Annotated in this window: 16 protein-coding genes; 4 read left to right on the top strand and 12 right to left on the bottom strand. The window is 61.3% G+C overall.

The annotated features are described in order from the left end of the window. Positions 1–123 precede the first annotated feature (123 nt). The 7 genes from RlegSU303_RS04690 to RlegSU303_RS04660 all read right to left on the bottom strand — a co-directional run bounded on the left by RlegSU303_RS04690 (position 124) and on the right by RlegSU303_RS04660 (position 7324). Positions 124–333: a cold-shock protein gene (locus RlegSU303_RS04690; RefSeq protein ID WP_003546468.1), complete on the bottom strand. Its 210-nt coding sequence runs from the start codon at positions 331–333 to the stop codon at positions 124–126. Positions 334–637: 304 nt separating this feature from the next. Beyond that, positions 638–1372 (bottom strand): L,D-transpeptidase, encoded by a 735-nt coding sequence (locus RlegSU303_RS04685; protein ID WP_017959555.1) that lies wholly within the window; start codon positions 1370–1372, stop codon positions 638–640. A gap of 177 nt (positions 1373–1549) precedes the next feature. Continuing rightward, positions 1550–2356 (bottom strand): L,D-transpeptidase, encoded by an 807-nt coding sequence (locus tag RlegSU303_RS04680; RefSeq protein WP_094086442.1) that lies wholly within the window; start codon positions 2354–2356, stop codon positions 1550–1552. A 106-nt stretch (positions 2357–2462) separates the two neighbouring features. Continuing rightward, the gene (locus tag RlegSU303_RS04675; protein ID WP_094086443.1) at positions 2463–3383 is read right to left on the bottom strand and encodes an alpha/beta hydrolase family protein; all 921 of its coding nucleotides are present in this window, start codon (positions 3381–3383) and stop codon (positions 2463–2465) included. 178 nt (positions 3384–3561) lie between these two features. Continuing rightward, the gene (locus tag RlegSU303_RS04670) at positions 3562–5187 is read right to left on the bottom strand and encodes a cisplatin damage response ATP-dependent DNA ligase (protein WP_017959551.1); all 1626 of its coding nucleotides are present in this window, start codon (positions 5185–5187) and stop codon (positions 3562–3564) included. 231 nt (positions 5188–5418) lie between these two features. Next, positions 5419–6429 (bottom strand): ligase-associated DNA damage response exonuclease, encoded by a 1011-nt coding sequence (locus RlegSU303_RS04665; RefSeq protein WP_131623946.1) that lies wholly within the window; start codon positions 6427–6429, stop codon positions 5419–5421. Positions 6430–6517: 88 nt separating this feature from the next. Beyond that, complete coding sequence (locus RlegSU303_RS04660; RefSeq protein WP_094086445.1) at positions 6518–7324, bottom strand: alpha/beta fold hydrolase; 807 nt, start codon at positions 7322–7324, stop codon at positions 6518–6520. A gap of 111 nt (positions 7325–7435) precedes the next feature. Between RlegSU303_RS04660 and RlegSU303_RS04655 the strand changes: the two genes are divergently transcribed. After that, positions 7436–8407 (top strand): glycerophosphodiester phosphodiesterase family protein, encoded by a 972-nt coding sequence (locus RlegSU303_RS04655; protein WP_231283515.1) that lies wholly within the window; start codon positions 7436–7438, stop codon positions 8405–8407. Between the two features lie 48 nt (positions 8408–8455). Here the strand turns inward: RlegSU303_RS04655 and RlegSU303_RS04650 are convergent, their stop codons facing one another. Both RlegSU303_RS04650 and RlegSU303_RS04645 read right to left on the bottom strand, forming a co-directional pair. After that, positions 8456–9151 carry a GGDEF domain-containing protein gene (locus tag RlegSU303_RS04650; protein WP_231283514.1) on the bottom strand — a complete coding sequence of 232 codons (696 nt, stop codon included), beginning with the start codon at positions 9149–9151 and terminating at the stop codon, positions 8456–8458. Between the two features lie 248 nt (positions 9152–9399). After that, complete coding sequence (locus tag RlegSU303_RS04645) at positions 9400–11190, bottom strand: methyl-accepting chemotaxis protein (RefSeq protein WP_231283513.1); 1791 nt, start codon at positions 11188–11190, stop codon at positions 9400–9402. 479 nt (positions 11191–11669) lie between these two features. Between RlegSU303_RS04645 and RlegSU303_RS04640 the strand changes: the two genes are divergently transcribed. Then, positions 11670–12392, top strand: coding sequence for a helix-turn-helix transcriptional regulator (locus RlegSU303_RS04640; protein WP_017959545.1), 723 nt, complete (start codon positions 11670–11672; stop codon positions 12390–12392). A gap of 35 nt (positions 12393–12427) precedes the next feature. Here the strand turns inward: RlegSU303_RS04640 and RlegSU303_RS04635 are convergent, their stop codons facing one another. Then, positions 12428–14725: a sensor domain-containing protein gene (locus RlegSU303_RS04635; protein ID WP_231283512.1), complete on the bottom strand. Its 2298-nt coding sequence runs from the start codon at positions 14723–14725 to the stop codon at positions 12428–12430. Positions 14726–14979: 254 nt separating this feature from the next. Here RlegSU303_RS04635 and RlegSU303_RS04630 point away from each other — a divergent pair, with 254 nt between their 5' ends. Next, complete coding sequence (locus tag RlegSU303_RS04630; RefSeq protein ID WP_231283848.1) at positions 14980–16347, top strand: TIGR03808 family TAT-translocated repetitive protein; 1368 nt, start codon at positions 14980–14982, stop codon at positions 16345–16347. A gap of 35 nt (positions 16348–16382) precedes the next feature. Here RlegSU303_RS04630 and RlegSU303_RS04625 read toward each other — a convergent pair whose 3' ends face one another. Together RlegSU303_RS04625 and RlegSU303_RS04620 are read right to left on the bottom strand one after the other, a co-directional pair. Then, positions 16383–16847: a YbhB/YbcL family Raf kinase inhibitor-like protein gene (locus tag RlegSU303_RS04625; RefSeq protein ID WP_065279282.1), complete on the bottom strand. Its 465-nt coding sequence runs from the start codon at positions 16845–16847 to the stop codon at positions 16383–16385. 17 nt (positions 16848–16864) lie between these two features. After that, positions 16865–17104 (bottom strand): hypothetical protein, encoded by a 240-nt coding sequence (locus tag RlegSU303_RS04620; protein WP_017959541.1) that lies wholly within the window; start codon positions 17102–17104, stop codon positions 16865–16867. A gap of 287 nt (positions 17105–17391) precedes the next feature. Between RlegSU303_RS04620 and RlegSU303_RS04615 the strand changes: the two genes are divergently transcribed. Further along, positions 17392–18057, top strand: coding sequence for a glutathione S-transferase family protein (locus RlegSU303_RS04615; protein ID WP_168280190.1), 666 nt, complete (start codon positions 17392–17394; stop codon positions 18055–18057).

The following is an 18057-nucleotide window of genomic DNA, read 5'->3' as shown; positions in this document are numbered from 1 at the left end:
AAAAGCCTGCGATCAAAGCAAAAAGGCCGGGCTCGAACCCGACCTCTTCCAGTCACTCAGCCCGCTGCCAGTTTGGTCAGCCCGCTGCCAGTACATCCGTGGTCAGCGTAGGCGAATGACAAATTATGCGGCCTGAAGATTGTCGGCCGAATTCTTGCCGGACTTCTTGTCGCGGACGAGATCGTAGCGGATCTTCTGACCTTCAACGAGTTCGCGCATGCCGGCGCGTTCAACCGCCGAGATATGGACAAAAACGTCCGTAGAACCATCATCGGGCTGAATGAAGCCAAAACCCTTGGTGCCATTGAACCACTTTACGACGCCTGAATTCATAACGATCTCCTTTTCAACCGTTTGTGTTCGCCTGCGGGAAGATGTCCGACAAGCCGTATCGATGTTGAGAGGATATCTGACGGAGCGCTCAAGCGCGTGGACAAAGGTCGCAAGCAATTCGATACGCACCATGTAGGATATTTACCGAATTAAGCAATGGTATTTCGGAAAATAATTCTCTTGAGGGGCCAAAATGAAGCTCTTGCCCCAGGGGAAAGCACCTGTTTTCCCGGGGCAAAGCAACCGCTTGCCCGGGAAAAGCGATCGATCCGAGGCGGCCGGATTGCGGCCGCCTCGGTAACGATTATTGCCAGACAACGATGGGCGCCTTTGTCGGCACGCGGTCGTAGAGATCGATGATATCCTGGTTCATCAGCCGCACACAGCCCGACGAGACGGCCTTGCCGATCGAGCGCCAATCGGGATTTCCGTGCAGGCGGTAGAGCGTGTCCTCTCCGTTCGAGAAGATATAGAGCGCGCGGGCGCCGAGCGGGTTCTTCAGACCCGGCTCCATGCCGCCGTTCTCGATCGAATATTTGACGAGTTCGGGCTGGCGGGCGACCATCTCGTTCGGCGGCTTCCAGCGCGGCCATCTCTGACGCCACTGGATGACGCCCGACCCCTGCCAGGCGAAACCCTCGCGGCCGATGCCGACGCCGTAACGCATCGCCATGCCGTCGCCCTGGACGAGATAGAGGAAACGCGACGGCGTATCGACGACAATGGTGCCGGGGGGCTGACCGGTGGGATCGACGACGCGCTGGCGATAATAGCGCGGATCGATCTGCTCGTAGGGAACGGCTGGAATGAGAAAGCCGCCGTCTTCGATGGGGCCATACATGACGGCAAGCTCAGCCCCACTTGGCACGCTCGAAGTCCCCATCGACTGGAACAGGCGCATGGGCGAACGGTAAATGATCGTCGTATCGCCTGATGTCACGGTGTTGGCTGAGGAGGCGCAGCCGGCGAGTGCCGAGGCTGCGGTCAACGCCGAAAAGGAAAGAAAGCTGCGGCGGGAAAGATGTCTATCGAAGCTCATGACGCGAGACTGATTTCCTTTGATACGGGAAGCCGGACAAGACGCCGGTTAAACCGGTGATTCGTCCGATGCCGATAACGACATTAGGAATATCTATCGGCTTGCGCCAAATAAACCATAGCTTCACGCAGACGTGTCCGGCCCGGAGCAGACGATATGGGAAGCGCTGTTGCAGCGCTACATCACAACGATCTCGGCCTTGGCAGGAAGGCGGTCGTAGAGATCGACGACGTCCTGGTTCAGCATGCGCACGCAGCCCGACGAGGTGGCCTTGCCGATCGACTGCCAGTCGGGTGTGCCGTGGACACGGTAGAGCGTATCCTGCCCATCCTTGAAGATATACATGGCGCGGGCGCCGAGCGGGTTCATCAGCCCCGGATTCATGCCGCCATTCTCCGCGCCAAACGGGCGAACTTCTGGCTGGCGCGAGACCATTTCGACCGACGGCGTCCAGCGCGGCCATTTCTGCTTCCACTGGATGACGCCGCGGCCGGACCAGGCGTAACCGTCGCGGCCGAGGCCGACGCCGTAGCGCATCGCCTTGCCGTTGCCCTCGACGAAATAGAGGAAATGCGCCTTGGTATCGACGACCACGGTGCCGGGGCGCTCGGTCGTCTGATAATCGACCTCCTGGCGCAGCAACTGCGGCTGCACGCGGCTGACCGGGATCGCCGGCAGGGTGAAATCCTCGTCACGCTGCTGGCCGTACATCGCCATGTGCACGGGATTGGTGACCGGCAGGCCATAGGTCTGGTGGAACTGGGTCTTGTAGAGCTCGCGCGTCTGCGGCACCGGCTGATCGGGGATCGGCCGCACCCGGCGCGGATCGACGCCGGGCGGCTGATAGAAGACCGGCGAGGTCTCCTGGACGAAGCGGGCGGGCGAATCAGCGGCGACATCGGGAATGAGGATGTTGCAGCCGCTCAGCGACGCAACCGCAATCACGAGCCCGGCAAGCGGGAAGACCCGGCGCAGAAAATTCATGGAACCACCCTTATCAACGATCGGCGAGACAGCGATATCTGCCGGAACGATGGCATCTGCGGCTGGCGCGAAGCTGGCGTTGATGTGGGAAAGGCGGCGGCGAAAGTCAGGCCGCCACCCCGCGGAAGAAGCGGATGCTCTGTTCGATCTCGGCCGGCAGCGCCGAGGTGTGGTTGCCGGCGACGGTTTCCGTCTCGATGTGAACGCCGGCGCCGCGGGCGCGGCGGGCCAGCAGATCGGCGCGGTCGTTGAAATGCGGCTCCTCGGTGCCGTGGACGACACGGACCGGGCATTTGAAGCTGTGGGCGTAACATAGCGCCGAACGCACCTCGAATTCATGCGCGTTGCTATCGTCGAAACGGATGTCCTGGGGATAGCGGTTGAAGAAGCGGAAGGCATCGGGGTTGCCTGAAATCGGTGCAGCGGCGCGGAATTTGTGAGTGCTCATCGCCGTCAGCATTGTCAGCGTGCCGCCGATGCTGTGACCGGCGATGAAGAGGCGCTCGGGATCGACGCCCGGCAGATGCGCCAGGCGCTCGGTGGCGGCGAGCACGTCGTCGACCTCGTCGTAGAAGCCGGAGAAATTGCCCATCTGGCCGTTTTCGCCGCGCAACGACGGCATCATCACCACGTAACCAGCATCCATATAGGGCTTCATCAGCTGCCAATGGCCGATGCCCATGGCATTGCCGCCGTGCAGGAAGAGCACGGCCGGCCTGGCGGCGCGCTCGCGCTTGTATTTCGAGACAAAGGCCGCCAGCTCCAGCTCGCCGTAACCGGAGCGGTAGAAGATCTTGTCGGCATCGGCAGGCGCATTCAGCAGTTCGTATTTGTCGGGCGCCGGGCCCTTCTGCAACAGCTTGGTGCGGAAATGGTGGCGGACCTTGGCGTAGTCGTGCTTGGCAAGGCGCGGCTCGTCCGGGACATCGAAAGCGGCCGCCATGCGCGGCAGGATAAATGCACCGGCAAGACCCGCCAGCATGGCACGGCGCTGGAGGAAAAGGGAATTTCGTTCACGCGAGTTCATAACGCAGCATCCATCATTTCCCCGGCCATTCCAAATTAGACAGAGCATGATGTCGTGCGAAACCGCTTGCACTTTTCGGCATCATGCTCTGGAAAATCTGCACCGGAAGATCGTTGCCGCCAATACACATGCTGTTGAAAATATTGCCCTGCGTCATTGTTGCGCAGGGTTTGCAACTTCACGCCGGCTTGGCCTCGATCATGGCGATCAGCGTGCGCAGCCGGTCGGCCTCGTAGGAGGGTTTGTCGGGGCGAAGGCGGGCGATGCGGGGGAAGCGCATGGCGACCCCCGATTTGTGCCGCGTCGAACGGTTGATGCCCTCGAAGGCCACTTCGACGACGAAGCCGAAATCCTTGTCGGCGCGCACGGCCCGCACCGGACCGAAACGCTCGGTGGTATTATTGCGCACGAATTTGTCGAGCACCTCGAGCTCGGCATCGGTGAAGCCGAAATAGGCCTTGCCGACGGGCACCAGCTGTTCGCCGTCCTCGTCATCGGCCCAGACGCCGAAGGTGAAATCGGAATAGTAGCTGGAGCGCTTGCCGTGGCCGCGCTGGGCATACATCAGCACCGCATCGACATTATAGGGGTCGCGCTTCCACTTGAACCAGGGACCCTTCATGCGGCCGGCCTGGTAGATGCTGTCGCGGCGCTTGATCATCACGCCTTCGATGACCGGATCGGGAGGGGCGGCGCGCAGAGTATCGAGCTCTTCCCACGACGAGAACGGCACGAGCGGCGAGAGGTCGAAACGGTCATGGGGGGCGCGGTCGATGATCTCGGTCAGCCGGTCGCGGCGATCGACATAGGTGCGGCCGCGGACGTCGTCGTCGCCATCGAAGAGCAGGTCATAGGTGCGGATGAAAGCGGGGTAATCGCCAAGCATCTTTGCCGTCACCGTCTTGCGGTTCAGGCGCTGCTGCAGGTCCGAGAAGGTGCGGGTCGGGCTATTGGAGCGGGCGGTGCCGCCGACCAGGAGCTCGCCGTCGACGACGCCGGAAAAATTGATCGCGTCGAGAATATCGGGAAAGGCGCCTGATATGTCGTCGCCGGAGCGGGAATAGATCTTGCGCCTGTCGCCGGAGCGGGAGAGCTGGACGCGGATGCCGTCCCATTTCCATTCGGCGGCATAATTCGCCGGATCGAGACTGGTCAGATCCCCCTCCTCCACCGCATTGGCGAGCATGACTGAATGGAATATCGCCGGTGTGGCCAGCACCGGTTTTTCGCCGCCACCCGCCAGCCATTCGAACAGCGTCTCATAGGGCGGCTGCAGGCCATGCCAGAGAGTTTCGATCTCGGTGACGTCCTTGTCGCCGAGATCGGCGAGCGCCTGCTTGGCAAGGCGGGCGGAAACGCCGATGCGCATGGCGCCGGTGGCAAGCTTGATAAAGGCGAAACGGCCGGACGAATCCAGCCGGTCGAGCAGATCGCGGACGTAGCTGCGCACTTCGGTGCGGCCGAGCGCATTCATGCCGGTGACGATCTCGCCGAGACGCGGCTGGGCAAGGGCCGAGCGGTCGATATCTCTCTCATTGTCCCAGACGAGCGAGATGGTTTCGGCAAGATCGCCGACATAGTCGTAGGAATAGCGAAACAGCACCTCATCCATGCGCTCCAGCACCAGCTCGCGCAGCATGGCGGGCTTGACGTTGCGCACCTCCAGCGTGCCGGCGATGGCGGCAAGGCCGTAGCCGCGGTCTGGATCCGGCGTGTCGCGGAAATAGTCGGTCAGTAGCTTCAGCTTGCCGTTGCGGCTGGGGGTCAGCACCAGGCGGTCGAGGAGATCGGCGAAGGCTTTCATGGGTGCCTCCCTACATGCAAGGAAGACCCCTCCCCAATGGCATAGGGAAAAGACCCCTCCCCAACCCCTCCCCACAAGGGGGAGGGACTTAACGCGCGGCCCTCGCCGCATTCACCTTCCAGCGCAGGGCATGCAGCAGGGCTGGTTTGCGAGGCGGCGCCACGGATTAGCCCCTCCCCCTTGTGGGGAGGGGTTGGGGAGGGGTTTGGACGCAGGATACTGCTCATCTCCTCAATCCCCCTCATCTTCGTAACCCACCAGATGCAACGGCTTCGCCTTGATGCCCTGCAATTGGCACCAGCGCACCAGGGCCTCCTCGCGGCCATGCGTCACCCAGACCTCGGCCGGGTGCAGTTCCCGGATCGTTTCCGTCAGTTCCGGCCAGTCGCAATGGTCGGAGATGACGAGGGGCAGCTCGACGCCGTGCTGTTTGGCGCGCTGGCGCACCATCATCCAGCCGGAGGCGAAGGCCGGCAGCGGCTCGTTGAAGCGCCGAGCCCAGCGGTCGGCGAAGGCCGATGACGGGCCGATGACGACCGCACCCCTGAAGGCGGATTTGTCGCGGCTTTCGATTGTCGCCGGCAGCAGTTCCCCGAGATCGATGCCCTGCCCGATGTAATAGTCGCAGAGAGTTTCCATGGCGCCGTGGATATAGATCGGTTCGGCATAACCGGCATCGCGCAGCAGCCGGATGACGCGCTGGGCCTTGCCGAGCGCATAGGCGCCGACGAGATGGGTCCGCTCGGGAAATTGCCGCAGCGATGCCAAAAGCTTGCCAATCTCGTCCATCGGATCGGGATGATGGAAGACCGGCAGGCCGAAGGTCGCCTCGGTGATGAAGACATCGCAGGCAACCGGCACGTAGGCGGCGCAGGTCGGGTCGGGGCGGCGCTTGTAGTCGCCGGAGACGACGATGCGGGTGCCGTTCTTCTCGATGGCGATCTGGGCGGAGCCGAGCACATGGCCGGCTGGGTGAAAACTTACCTTGACGCCGTTGACTAGCAGCTCCTCGCCGAAGGCTGCCGCCTGCTCACTGGCGCAGAAACCGTCGCCGTAACGCAAGCGCATGATGTCGAGCGTCTGGCGGGTGGCAAGCACGTTCACATGGCCGGGGCGGGCATGGTCCGAATGGCCGTGGGTGACGAGCGCCTGCTCGACGGGCCGCACCGGATCGACATAAAAGCCGCCTTCCGGGCAATAGAGCCCCTCGGGGGCGGGATAAAGCAGCGCATCAGATCTCATGAAACGAGAGATAGCGGCAAATGGACGCGAGGCCAGAGGGCAGGAAGAAGGGACTGGCGAATGCGCCGCGGCTCAACTGCGGCGATCGTCACGATCCTATTCCATCGAGGAAGGATTCCACAGCGGCATTAAATTGCGACGGCCGCTGCAGCGGCGCGAAATGGCTGACGCTTGTGAGATAAATCATCTCAGCGTTCGGAATGCTGCGGGCAAGATATTCGGCATGGTCTGGCTTGATGAATTCGTCGTGCTCGGCGAGGACGACGGCGACCGGCACGCGGATCAGACCCAAGTCGGCGGCCTGATAATTCGGCTCCGTCCGCATCATCAGGCTGACCGCCTCGACGAAGGGATTAAAATCATCCGGCGTGGTGGACAATGCGGCATAGTCCTTGGCGTGCCGGCTGAAACATCGGTCGATGACCGGAGTCGCGACGAATTCCCGCGTGCCGCTCGGATCCATGTTGCAGCCGAAGAAAAAGACGCCCTCGACCCGCGACGGCGCCGCCATGGCGAGGATCAGAGCGATGCAGGCGCCGTCGCTCCAGCCGATGATGGCCGCCTTGTCGAGATGCAGTTCGTCTATGACGGCGAGCACATCTGAAGCCATCAGCTCATAGCTATAAGGACGGGAATCGCGGGTGCTTCGTCCATGGCCGCGGCTGTCGATCAGCACGACGCGGCGGCCGCGGCGCACGAGCGCCGGGACCTGATAGCCCCAGTTGCCGCTGTGGCCGAGGCCGCCATGCAGCAGAATGACGGGTGGGCCAGAGCCATAGCTCGCATACCAGATACGGGCGCCGTCATGCGCGACATGACCGTCGACTGCTGCCGGCGGCAACGGGGCAGCGCCGTGCGCTTCAAAATGGATAAGCTCGTCGTCGTCAAATTCCATAGCGATCAGACTCATTGTTGTCGCAGCATAGAAAAGGCGGAAAACAGCCCAAGAACAACCGGAATCGCTTTCTAGCACTTGCTCGTCGATGCAACCAGAGGGGGATCAACTTTGGGCAGGAAGCTTTTTTATTGCGCCGCGGCGATCGCGGTTGCAGTCGCCGGCATCTACCTCAACAATACCAGTCTGCTCGCCGAACATCGGCCGGGAAAGCCGGTGCTGCTTGCCCATCGCGGCATCGCCCAGCGGTTCGACGAAACCGATCTCAAGAACGACACCTGTACGGCGAGCCGCATGCTGCCGCCGAAACACGACTATCTGGAAAACACACTTCCGTCGATGCAGGCAGGCTTTGCCGCCGGCGCCAACATCGTCGAAATCGACGTGCATCCGACGACGGACGGGCAGTTTGCGGTTTTTCACGACTGGACGCTCGACTGCCGCACCGACGGGCATGGCGTCACCCGCGAGCATTCGATGGCTGACATGAAGAGGCTCGACATCGGCTATGGCTATACCGCCGATGGCGGCAAGACCTTTCCCTTCCGCGGTCGGGGCATCGGCATGATGCCGACACTTGCCGAGGTGCTGTCCACCTTTCCGAATCGGCGCTTCCTCATCAACGTCAAGAGCCGCGATCCTTCCGAGGGCGAGAAGCTCGCCACCGTGCTCAATGGGCTTTCCACTGAGCGACAGGCCGAGATCATCGTCTATGGCGGTGACGAGCCGATCGACGTGCTCCGCCTGATGGCACCCGATATCAAGACCGCCTCGCGCAAGAGCCTGAAGGGCTGCCTCACCGGCTATATCGGCTATGGCTGGACGGGCCTGCTGCCGAACGAATGCAAACATGCGATGATGTTGGTGCCGATCAATATCGCCCCGTGGCTCTGGGGCTGGCCAGACCGTTTTCTCAACCGGATGGCGGATGCCGGGACCGAGGTTTTCGTGCTCGGCCCCTATCGCGGCAGCGATTTTTCCACCGGCATCGACGACCCCTCGCAACTGGCGCGGCTGCCGCCAAACTATGCAGCGGGCATATGGACGAATGAGATCGAGGCAATCGGTAAGCTTGTGAAATGAGGTTCGTCCTCGGACATCGTTGAGGACGTGTCCGAGCTGTCTTCGAGATTACGCCGCTCGTGCTTGATCTGCGGCCGCCTCAATACGGTCGCGGCCATGCTTCTTCGCCGTGTAAAGCGCCTGGTCCGTGGCCGCGACCAGTTCTGACGGCGTCGCAAATCGATCTGAGATGTTCGCCACGCCGATACTGACTGTCACGATCGCTTTGCTGCTTTCGCTGTGCGGGATTGCGCGTCGATGCAATGCCGAGCGCAGCATCTTGGCAAGCCGCAGCGCGCCATCCCTGTCTGTGCCGGGCAGCAGAATGGCGAACTCCTCCCCGCCAAATCGCGCAGCGAGGTCGCAGGGTCGCTTGGCAATCGACCTGAGGACCTCCCCAATCATCCTTAGGCAATTGTCTCCTTCGAGATGACCGTAGGTATCGTTGTAGGCCTTGAAGTGATCGACATCGATCAGCAACAGGCTGAGAGCGGATTCGGCCCGGCGGGCGCGCGCAAACTCTTCCGCGATCGCCTCGTTGAACATCTTCGATTGGCAATACCGGTCAATGCGTCGGTGTCCGCCAGCCCTTTCATCTTCACGAGGCGCTTTTTCTCGGTGACATCGCGGGGCGCGCCGGAAAGCCCGATCAGATCGCCGTGGCGGTTCCGCAACGGGACCCTTCGACGTCAGGAACCAGCGTTCCCGGCCATTCCCTTGGACGAGCGGTTCCTCGAAGTCGACGATGGATTCGCCGGTCGCCATGATCTCCTGTTCTCGAGCCGAAGCCAAGTTTCGCCTGGACCTTGGAAAGGCGATAGAGCTTGTAGTGCAGGTGCATCCACACCGAGATAACGAGCGAGACCGCAGCCACATTGCCTATCAACACTTGCCAGGGCACAATATCTTCCCCCTCATACGCACGATAACTTGCTGTAAATTTCTTGATGAAATCGGCATGCCGGCGCACTGCCGATCTCGGGGTCCGAGACCGCCAGCCGCCTCATGCGCGATCAGAACTCTTCCCACTCGCCTCCTGCAACCGTGGCATTCCCGTAAAAGGCGGCAGCCACCTTGGCCGTCCTTGCCCGGGCCGGCGACGTCACAGGCTTGGAGGCCGCAGTTACCGCGGTCGGGCGATATTGACGTTGCGCCGTGCCGCCGATGTTGAACTGACCCAGCAGTTGGAAAAGCGCATCAGCTTCTTTGGCGAGGCCATGGGCCGCGGCCGTCGATTCCTCCACCATGGCGGCATTCTGCTGCGTACCTTGGTCCATGGTGTTTACGGCCGTGTTGATTTCCTTCAATCCCGTCGCCTGCTCCTTGGAACTTTCGACGATCGCCAGAACATTGCCGTTGACTTGCTGAACCTGGGCGACGATCTCTTCCAGGGCCTTGCCGGTTTCGCCGACCAGGGTCACCCCGCTCTTCACATGCTCGTTGGAGGCGCTGATGAGCTCCTTGATCTCCTTTGCCGCTTTGGCCGATCTCTGGGCAAGCTCGCGAACTTCTTGCGCGACCACCGCAAAACCCTTGCCGGCATCGCCCGCGCGTGCCGCCTCGACGCCCGCGTTCAGCGCCAACAGATTGGTCTGAAACGCGATTTCGTCGATCACGCCGATAATATTGCCGATCTCCGCGGACGATGTCTCGATCTTTCCCATGGCATCGACGGCGTTGCGGACCACCGCGCCGGAGCGCTCGGCATTCTCGCGGGTGCTGCGCACCAGTTGGCCGGCCTCCTGGGCGCGGTTGCTGGAATCGGAGACCGTTGTGGTGATCTGTTCAAGGGCGGCTGCTGTTTCCTCGACGGAGGCTGCCTGCTGTTCCGTGCGCTTCGACAAATCGTCCGAGGCGGAACGAACCTGCTGGGCCCCGGCGGCAATGCCCGTTGCGTTCTGGGCCACGACCTGCATCGCAGTGCGCAGCTTGCTCACCGCCGCGTTGAAGTCGATCCGGAGTTTTTCCAGTGTCGGAATGAACGGTGTCGCGACTTCCTGGGTCAAATCCCCTGCGGACAGGGACGTCAGGGATGCCGCGAGCTGATCGACATTCCTGACGCGGGCAGTGACGTCAGTCGCGAATTTAACGACCTTGAAGACCTTGCCGTTCATGTCGAAGATCGGATTGTAGGAGGCCTGGATATAGATCTTTTTCCCGCCCTTGCCGATGCGCATAAACTCGTCAGCCACGAATTCGCCACCTGACAGACGCTCCCAGAACCGCCGATAATCGTCGCTGTTTGCGTAAGCGCTCTCGCAAAACATCGAATGGTGGCGCCCCTGGATCTCGGCAAGCTGGTAGCCGAGCGCCGACAGGAAATTCTCGTTCGCCGTCAGAATCTCGCCTTTCGGTGTGAATTCGATTACCGCCTGGGCCCGCGAAAGCGCGCTTATTTTGCCGGCATCCTCGGCGCTTTGCAGCTTCTGCTTCGTGATATCGGTGGCGAACTTCACGACCTTATACGGTTTTCCGCCACTGAAAACGGGATTATAGGAGGCTTCGATCCAGATTTCCTTGCCGCCCTTGCCGATGCGCTTGTATTGCCGCCGATCGAACTCGCCCCGGCTGAGCTTTGCCCAGAACTCGCGATAATCGGCCGACGAGGCTTCTGCCGGCTCGACGAACATCCGGTGGTGCTGGCCGACAATCTCGGACAGTTGGTAACCGAGCGCAGTGCAGAAATTGGCATTGGCCGTTAGAATCTTGCCGGTAAGGTTAAATTCGATGATGGCCTGCGACCTGCTCATCGCGGCCAGTACAGCCTTAGCATCCAAACCGAAGCCGAATCCTATCTTCGTCATGCTTTCCCCCTAACTCAACTCTGAGCGTGCCTGCCGCGACCCATCGCGGGCTTGCGCTGGACGAGCAACCTGAAAATAAAATCCGATAAATTCTTTAAGCATCCATTAACCGGGCCATCGCAGAACTGGCCCCTGCATACCGCGGCCGCGCGAGAAAATAACAAAGTAGAATCAGCTATTTGTATGGGAGATGCCAGAAGGGTCGCTTCGGCAGAGGATCTTCCGGCGAGAATTTCGCGCGCGAACATAGCGCTTTTTTATCTCGGCCTGCTCCGGAAATTCGTAGCCACGTTTACTCTTTGTTAAGCACAGACTGCCCTTTATATTCGTGTTCCCGGCAGCCGGAGGCCTTCTGTCTTTCCCCTGCAAGAGCATATTTCACCGTCCTTCGAGCGTGTAGAATCAACCTCCGATACGAGCGGATAAGGTGGACACATCAGCCGCCAAGCGCCGGATACGACCGGCGATCGGAGAAAGTCATGATACTCGAGGCCGAGTTCAATCGAATTGAGGAAGTCGCCGCAGGCTTCAACACGCATTACGAAGTTTTCAAATATATGAAGGGCCTCACTCAGGATCTGGGAATGACTGCCTTCCTGATCATGACGCTACCCACGGTCGACTTCGTTGAAATAGGCGCAACAAAGATCATCACCAACTGGCCGGCGGAGATGATCGATTATTATGATGCGCATAACCTGATGGTCGACAGTCCGGTCATCCGCCGGATGCTGAGATCGACCAGCCCCTTCAACTACGATGTCGAAGCGATCAATACCAATCGTGGAGGAGGCAAGAAGTCCACGGTCATCGAGCTGTTCAACCGATACGGCATGGAAAAAGGGGCCTATTTTCCTGTTCACGATGCCGCGGGTGGACGCGGCGCCATGTCGATTTCGGGATCTCGGAATTTCAGCATGATCGAAATGGCGAAGCTGCTGTTCATCGCCACACTGATCTATGACCGGATCTCGCAGCTGACATTGAACGAGAAACACAAGCCCATCGAGTTTACGCCGAGCGAACTGGACTGCCTGAGGCTGACCGCCGGCGGCAGGAAGGGCAATGAAATTGCCAAGCTTCTCGATCTCACAGAAAATGCGGTCAACAATCACATCGGCAACGCGATCAGGAAGCTCGGATGTACGACAAGAACGCAGGCCGTCGTGAGCGCTCTGCGGCTCAATATCATTCGTGTTTAGAGATCGAGGCGATCGGCAGGCTGATGAAATAAGGCTCAGAGACTGCGTGCCCGCAGCAATGCCGGGATCTCCTCCGGGGAGACCGGTTTGGAGAAGCGGAAGCCTTGCGCCTCCTCGCAGTGCGCCTGGCGCAGGAAATCCATCTGAGCGTCGGTTTCGACGCCTTCGGCGAGAACCGAGAGCTTCAGCGTCTGCGCCAGCGAAATGACCGCCGAGGCGATGGCGACGGCGGTCTTGTCGCCCGGCAGGGCCTCGACCAGCGAGCGGTCCATTTTCAGGCGGTCAAAGGGGAAGGTCTTCAGCGCCGCAAGGCTGGAATAGCCGGAGCCGAAATCGTCGATCGACAGGCGCACGCCAAGCCCCCGCAGCGTTTCCATCATGGCAAGCGCCCGTTCGGCATTCTGCATCACCACGCTTTCGGTGACTTCAAGCTCCAGCCAGCGGGACTGCAGGCGGTGGCGCTCCAGCGCCTCGGCGACATGGGTTGCGAAATCCGGATCGGCGAACTGCTTGGCCGATACGTTGACGGCGATCGTCAGCGGCGGCAGGCCCATGTCTTGCCAAAGACGCGCCTGGCGGCAAGCCTCGTTCAGCACCCAGAGACCGAGGGGGACGATCAGGCCGGTCTCTTCGGCGAGCGGAATGAAATTGACCGGCGGCACCCTGCCCTTTGCCGGATGGTTCCAGCGCACCAGCGCCTCGAGCCCGGTGATGCGGCCGGTGGCGACATCGACCTGCGGCTGGTATTGCAGGAACAGCTGGTCGCCGGTGATCGCCTGGTGCAATTCCTCGTGCTCGCCAAGCGGCATTCCGACGGGCGTGCTGCCGCCCTCGTGATGTTGCAATGTGTTGCGGCCGAGTTCCTTGGCGCGGTACATGGCGCGGTCGGCATTGGCGAGAAGCTCTTCCGAGGTTGCGCCATCGAAGGGGAAGGCGGCAACGCCGATGCTCGAGGTGACGGTGATCTCGCCGTCGGCGCCGCGGATCGGCCGGTTGATCGCCTTCTGCAGCTCGCGAAGGCGGCGCGTGATGCCGGCATCGTGGCTCGACTGGTGGACGAGCACCACGAGGAATTCGTCGCCGCCGAGACGCACCACCATATCCGACGCCCTGACGCTATTGGCCATGCGGGCGGCAATCTCCTTCAGCACCTCGTCGCCGGCGGCGTGGCCGCGGCCGTCATTGATGTTCTTGAAATTGTCGAGATCGATATAGGCGACGGTCACCTTGCGATTGTTGCGCCGGGCCTGGTCGAGGATACTCGCCAGCCGCTCCTTCAGGAAGGCGCGGTTCGGCAGGCCCGTCAGATCGTCATGATGGGCCATGAAATGAATGCGGTCGTCGACACGTTTGCGCTCGATGGCGATGCCGGCGATATGGGTGGCGAGCGCCACCAGCGTCATCTCGTGCTCGGTGGGACGGCGGACTTCCCTGGAGTAGAGCGCGAACGTGCCCAGCACATTGTTCTGCGAGGTGGCGATCGGCGTCGACCAGCAGGAGCGGAACCCGAACGGGGCGATCAACGCGCGAAAATCCTCCCAGAGCGGATCGCTCATCACATCCTCGACGATCACGGTCTGACCGCGCCACGCGGCGGTGCCGCAGGAGCCGACCTTGGGACCGATCGTGACACCATCGATGAGGCGGCTGTAGCCGCCGGGCAGATTGGGAGACGCGCCGTGATAGAGCCTGGTGCCCTCGCTGTCGAGCAGCAGCACCGATCCGTCGATCCCTGTCAGTTGCTCCTCGATCATCAGCACGAGCGCCTCGAGGATCATCGGCAACGGCTCGTTGCGGGCAATCATTTCGAGCAGGCTCGCCTGGCCGCGATGCAGATCCTCCTGGCGCTTGCGTTCGGTGATATCACGGGAAACGCCGATCAGGCCGACGATCTCGCCGCGATCGTTGCGCAGCGGTATCTTCGAGGTCAGCCGGCATATCGGTCTTCTGCTGCCGGAAAGGACGTAGGATTCCTCCATGTCGATGCGGGCTTCACCCGTCGTCATGATCTGCTGTTCGATATCGAAATGGTGGAGCGCCGTCTCGAAATCGAAAAGGTCGAAATCGCGCTTGCCGGTGATCAGCGCAGCGCGCTCCAGACCAAGGCTGCTGGCGGTGACGGCATTGGCGAAGACGAAGCGGCTGTCACGATCCTTGACGTAGAGAAAATCCGGAAGTTCGTGGACGATTTCCTTGAGGCGCAGATTCTCGATGCCCTCGGAAAGGTGGTGGGCGGTCGATGCCATCATTGCCTCCGTCGCGGCGACGATACGCCGCGTTTCGGCCGTCAGGGCATCGGCTGATTCCCATCGCCTGGCACTCGGTTCGTACATGCCGCCATTCTCCCCGCCGACCGAAGGCCGTATCCCGCACCCGTCATCAAAGAAATTCCCTTAAAAGTAGTCCTCATTTCCTTCGGCTTGCTTAAATGAAAGGGTGAACAAGACGACAATATAAGCGGCGATATCCTGCCGTCGGCCTCGGCCATAACGGCAATTTCGCCCGCCGTTGCCAAGCTTGTGCCAAAAGAATACTGCGCGCTTGGCACGTTTCCTGCTACGGGCGCGTTATGACAAGTGATCCCCGGATGCCCTCACGCCGCGATATGCTTCTATTCCTCGCTGCCTCGGCCGTTGCGGGAGGGACATCGCGCGCCCTTGCCTCGCCGCTGACGGCAGCCGCTCAGCCCGATCTGCGCGGGGCGATCGACGCGGTGGAATATCGCGCCATTCCCGAAAGCGGCAACCGCAAGACCCGCAACCTGCAGCAGATGATAGAACAGGCGGCGCGCGAGAACGTGCCGGTCTTCCTGCCACCCGGCACCTACCGGGTCTCCGATCTCACTTTGCCGGACAATACGCGCATCACTGGTGTGCCCGGTGCCTCGCGGATCGTCTATACCGGCGAAGGCCACCTGTTTGCGGCCGAGAACGTGCGGCGGATCGAGCTTTCCAATCTCGTCATCGACGGCGGCAACCGCTGGCTCGGCGACTATGCCGGCGGACTTTTGCAATTTACCGGCGTCGACGAGGTGCTGATCGACAATTGCGAGATCGGCGGCAGCCGCAAGCACGGGCTGCAACTGGAGCGCTGCGGCGGGCGGATCGAGCGCAGCCGCATCTCGGGAGCTGCCCAATCCGGGCTTTACGCGGTGGATTCCACCACCCTCTCGGTCACCGGCAACACGGTCTCGGATTGCGGCAATGGCGGTATCCTGGTGCACCGCTGGAAGAAGGCGGAGGACGGCACTGTCGTCTCCGGCAACCGCATCTCCAACATCCGCGCCAATGACGGCGGCACCGGGCAAAACGGCAACGGCATCAACATCTTCCGCGCCGACGGCGTGATGGTGGTGAACAACCAGATCTCCGATTGCGCCTTTACAGCGATCCGCGCCAATTCGGCCTCGAACATCCAGATCAGCAGCAATCAGTGCCGGCGTTCCGGCGAGACGGCGATCTACGTCGAATTCGCCTTCGAGGGCGCCGTCGTTTCCGCCAACATGATCGACGGGGCGGCAAACGGCATCTCGATCGCCAATTTCGACGAGGGCGGCAGGCTGGCAAGCGTCACCGGCAATGTCGTGCGCAACCTGACGCTAAAAGGCCCCTATCAGCACGAGGTCGGCTTCGGCATCGGCATAGCGGCGGAGGCCGATACGCTGATTTCAGGCAATGTGATCGAGGGCGCGCCGCGCTGGGGGCTGCAGATCGGCTGGGGTCCTTATCTGCGCAACGTCGTTGTGACAGGCAATGTGGTGCGCAAGGCGCCTGTGGGATGCGCGGTTTCGGTCGCCGATGGCGCCGGGACCGCCGTCATCACCGACAACGTCTTCCAGGAGACCGCCAAAGGGGCGGTTTTAGGATTCCAATGGGAGAAGAAGGTCTCCGGCGAGATGGCGGGCGGTGGCGCGCCCTATGCGCAGCTCACCGTCGAGCGGAACCGCGTCTCCTGAGGAGCACGTCGTCATCCACGGTCAATTTCCATCGGTTATCGCGCCTGATAGGTGCCGGTGACGGTCGCTTCCTCCAATGTGTGTTTCTTTGCCTCTGCCCACATCACGCCTATGCCGGCGGCATCGGGAATCGAAAGTGTCGGCACGTCGAGAGCAGCGAGGCGGAAGATATAGCGATGCGGGGGATCGCCGGGCGGCGGTTGCGGGCCGTCATAACGGGCGTGGCCGAAATCATTCTGATAGAATCGCGGCGCGTGCTCCGGCGCCGTATCGGCACTTTCGTCAAGAGCAGTCCACTCAGCCGGGATGTTGGCGATCCCGCAATGGCGGAACGTGCCATGAGGGGCGTCCGGATCCTCGACCACCAGAGCGAAGCTCCTGGTTTTGTCAGGAGCTTCGCTCCAGGCCAGCGGCGGGAAGAGGTTCTCGCCCGTTCGCGCATATTTCGCAGGGATCGGCTGGTCTTGGGCAAAAGCTTTGCTGATCAATGTCAAAGCCATGACGTTCTCCTTCCCTCTCAGGGGCGACCGCTTCCCTTTTTATGCCCGCTTTCCTGATTGCGGCCGCGCACAATGCTCCGATCCTCGTTTCCGGAATCGGTGCCGGTCTTCAGATCGCTTCCTTTTCGATAAGCTTCTTTCGCCTGTTCATTGCGGTGCAGATCCGCCGCCGCGTGGAAGGCCTCGTCGGCATTGGCGGTTTTCTCGCGTTTTTCGATGATGCGAAGCTGCTGTTCATGCGTCTTCTTCCCCGTCATGACATTCTCCTTTCGTTGCAGCTATGTTTTGGGGTGCGGTTGATCGCTGTGGACACCTTGGGGGTTCCAATCTCCGAGTCGAACCCGCTGGCGTTGCCATTGTTCCTTCGAAACGGCAGCAATTGTGCTTCGATCTTTGCGGGCGGGGGAAGTGCATCCGAACTGAGCCCTGGTCGGTCCAAGCACTCGCATCAAAAGCTTTCATCATCCCATTAGCGGCAGGGACTTTTCGCAACCCGATCCAGCATTTACGCTCTCCTGGACAAATATCGAGGGGGATATTCATCATGCTGACAGTCTACGGGGTCTATCGCTCGCGCGCATCGCGTGTCTACTGGATGGCCGAGGAGCTTGGGCTCAAATTCCGGTCGGTGCCGGTGCTGCAGGCAAGGCGGCTCGCAGATCCGCTGGCGCCGGAGGCGGCGCTTAACACGCACTCGTCTGACTTCGCTGCCGTCAATCCGATGGCGCAGATTCCCAGCATCAGGGACGGCGAGTTCGTCATGCACGAGTCGCTCGCCATCAACCTCTACCTCGCGCGCAAATATGGCGGACCGCTTGGCGGGCAAACCGTCGAAGAAGACGGATTGCTGACAATGTGGACGGTCTGGGCGGCGTCGCAGGTCGAACCGCAGACGGTGAAGATCGTGCTCACTTACGATGACGGGCTCGAAAACAGCGAAGACGGCAAGCAGACGATCGCCGTCGCCTGTCGCCTGCTGCGCAGGCCGCTGGCGGCTCTCGAAAGCCACCTTCACGGCCGGCAATGGATCGTCGGCGACCGCTTCACCGTCGCCGATCTCAACATCGCCGAGGTGCTGCGCTACGCCCAGAGCGAAGAGGCCCTGTTCGACGCGCATCCGAATATCAAAGCCTGGATCGAGCGCTGCCAGTCCCGCCCGGCCTATAAGGCGATGCAGGCGACGCGTGCCAAGGAGCCGATCGAGGTTTGA

This window comes from Rhizobium sp. SU303 (assembly GCF_021052345.1).
GTDB lineage: Bacteria > Pseudomonadota > Alphaproteobacteria > Rhizobiales > Rhizobiaceae > Rhizobium > Rhizobium laguerreae.
Note: the sequence above shows the minus strand (reverse complement) of the source record. Positions and strands in the feature narration are given on the sequence as shown.